This window comes from Streptomyces sp. ActVer (assembly GCF_027270795.1).
GTDB lineage: Bacteria > Actinomycetota > Actinomycetes > Streptomycetales > Streptomycetaceae > Streptomyces > Streptomyces umbrinus_A.
In genome coordinates this window covers 1-2,419 of record NZ_JAPWHT010000781.1, presented here as the reverse complement: position 1 = coordinate 2,419, position 2,419 = coordinate 1, and the positions used below count along the sequence as shown (strand labels likewise).

Sequence of the window (2,419 nt, the reverse complement as noted above, 5' to 3'; positions counted from 1 at the left end):
GCCAGAGCGCGGGTGGCGGCCTCGCGGCGGCGGTGGCCCGCCAGGCACTGGAGGCCCGCCGAGCCGGCCACGCCCAGCCGGCCGGAGGTGAAGAGAGGAACGGGAGCGCCGGCGTCCCGTCCATCGCGCTCCAAGTCCTCCACTACCCGCCCCTGGACCTCGCGACCGACGCCCGCGACAAGCGCGCCGCCGTCGCCAAGCCGATGCTGCGCCCCTGGATGGCGGACGTCTTCGACTCCGCGTACGTCCCGGACCCGCGGCGGCGCACCGACCCCCTGGTCTCGCCCGCCCATCCGTCGGACACCGCGGATCTCACGGGTATCGCCCCGGCCTTCGTCGTCACCGCGGAGTACGACCTCCTGCGGGCGGAGGGTGTCCGGTACGCCGAGCGGCTGCGCGAGGCCGGTGCGCTGCTCGACCACTACGACGTCCCCGGAGCCGACCACGGCTACGACCAGAAGGACGCCGAAACGGCCAGGGGCGTGTACGCCCTGATCGCCGCGCACGTACGCCGGGCCACGACCCCCGGGCCCGGGAACACCCCGAGGGAGAACCAGCCATGAGCACCAGCACAGGCCTGTCGGGCAAGTCGGTCGTCGTCACAGGGGCCGGCTCCGGCATCGGCCGCGCCGCCGCCCTGCGCTTCGCGGCGGAGGGCGCCCGTGTCGTCCTCGCCGACCTCAACGCCGAAGGCGCCAAGGAGGCCGCCGAGGAGATCGTCGCGGCGGGCGGCACCGCGGTCACAGTGGTCGGGGACCTCAGCGAGCAGGGGATCGTCGACCAGGTCGTCGCCACCGCCGTGGACACCTTCGGCGGCATCGACGTACTGGTCAACAACGCGGGCATCATGGACCGGATGTCCGCCGCGGGGGAGACGGACGACGACGAGTGGGAGCGCGTCCTGCGGATCAACCTCACCGCGCCGTTCCTGCTCACCCGCGCCGCGCTGCCCCACCTCCTCGCGAACGGCAAGGGCGCGATCGTGTTCACCGCCTCCGAGGCGTCCCTGCGCGGCAGCGCGGCCGGTGCCGCGTACACCGTCTCGAAGCACGGCGTCGCGGGTCTGGCCAAGTCGCTCGCGGTGATGTACCGGGACAAGGGTGTACGGACCAACGCCATCGCCCCGGGCGGCACGGTGACGGGCATCCAGGTCCAGTTGGACCAGGATGCCCTCGGTCCGTCCGTGATCATGGGCTACCGGGGCAATGTCGGCCGCGCGGCGGACGCCGACGAGCAGGCGGCGGCCATCGTCTTCCTCGCCTCCGACGCCGCCAGCAACATCAACGGCGTCATCCTGCCGGTCGACAACGGCTGGGCCGCCGTCTGAGGCTCAGCCGAGGGGGTTGTCCCTGTTCCGCAGGGTCGTGAGGACGGCCTCGTACATACGGGACTTGATGGTGCCGAGGGTCGGGCCGGCCTTGCCCGCCTGGGCCCGGGCGAGCTCCACGGCGGTCGCGCGTACGGCGTCCTCGGCAACCGCGTGGTCGACGAGGGCGGCGGCGAGGGCGTCGCCGCCCCCGTACCGGCGGGCCGTGGTCATGGCCTCGTGCGCGGTCTGCGGGGTCAGCCGGGACTGGATCAGCGCGGACATGCCCGGTGTGAAGGGGATGTTGATGTCGGCCTCGGGCAGACACCAGAAACCGCGGTCGGCGCGCATCACGCGGAAGTCGTGGGCCAGCGAGAACATCGCGCCGGCCGCGAAGGTGTGCCCCTGGAGGGCGGCCACCGTGATCACGGGCAGGGACAGCATCCGCGCGAACAGCTTCTGGACGCCGCCGACGTACTCCTGTTGCTGGTCGGCGTGCGCGAACAGCCAGTCCAGGTCGAGGCCGCTGGAGTAGAACTTGCCGGTCGCGGCGGTCACCAGGGCGCGCGGCCCCTCCGCCTTCTCGACCTCGTCCAGGGCGGAGTCGACCGAGGCGATCCAGTCGGGGTGGAAGCGGTTCTCGCCGTCCCCGAGGTCGAGTACGAAGACGTCGTCCTGGCGGTCGAGCATGGGCATGGTGACTCCCTCGTGAGGTTACCTATCGGTAACTTATGCCCGTGAGGGTGAACGCGCAACGGTCCGCGAGGGGGAACGCCCAACGGTCCGCTCGTCACGCAGTGGCCGGTTTCGGTCTCCCGCTGTGGGAGCGCTTCCACGACAGTCATGACCATGCCATGCGGCCGGCCCCGTCGCATGGTGTCGCTCCATCACGCCACCACTCCATCGCGTCCTCCCCACGAGCCGCGATCCGGAAGGGACGGACATGTCCGCCACTGGCAGCAGCAACACCGTGAGGAGACCGTCGCGTTCGGGGTTCGCAGTGCTCTTCGGAGCGCTCGTGCCCCTGCTCGCGACCCTGCTTCTCGGCGCACCCGGGGCCGCGGCCCGCACGGAGCCGGCCACGTCCGGGACGGCGGCCCGCACGGCCGCTCC

The 2,419-nt window shown here is 72.2% G+C and carries 3 protein-coding genes; 2 read left to right on the top strand and 1 reads right to left on the bottom strand.

What is annotated here, in order from left to right:
• Together O3Q52_RS51970 and O3Q52_RS51965 are read left to right on the top strand one after the other, a co-directional pair.
• Positions 1–563 (top strand): alpha/beta hydrolase fold domain-containing protein (locus O3Q52_RS51970; RefSeq protein ID WP_269655383.1); only part of this gene is annotated, 563 nt, incomplete at its 5' end.
• Positions 560–1,327, top strand: coding sequence for an SDR family NAD(P)-dependent oxidoreductase (locus tag O3Q52_RS51965; protein WP_269655382.1), 768 nt, complete (start codon positions 560–562; stop codon positions 1,325–1,327). The genes O3Q52_RS51970 and O3Q52_RS51965, both read left to right, overlap by 4 nt.
• Positions 1,328–1,330: 3 nt before the next feature.
• Here O3Q52_RS51965 and O3Q52_RS51960 read toward each other — a convergent pair whose 3' ends face one another.
• Positions 1,331–2,002: an enoyl-CoA hydratase-related protein gene (locus O3Q52_RS51960; protein ID WP_269655381.1), complete on the bottom strand. Its 672-nt coding sequence runs from the start codon at positions 2,000–2,002 to the stop codon at positions 1,331–1,333.
• Positions 2,003–2,419: the final 417 nt, after the last annotated feature.

Coding starts and splice junctions, on each gene's coding strand:
- O3Q52_RS51960 (WP_269655381.1), bottom strand. CDS start 2,002: ATGCCCATGCTCGACCGCCAGGACGACGTCTTCGTACTCGACCTCGGG.
- O3Q52_RS51965 (WP_269655382.1), top strand. CDS start 560: ATGAGCACCAGCACAGGCCTGTCGGGCAAGTCGGTCGTCGTCACAGGG.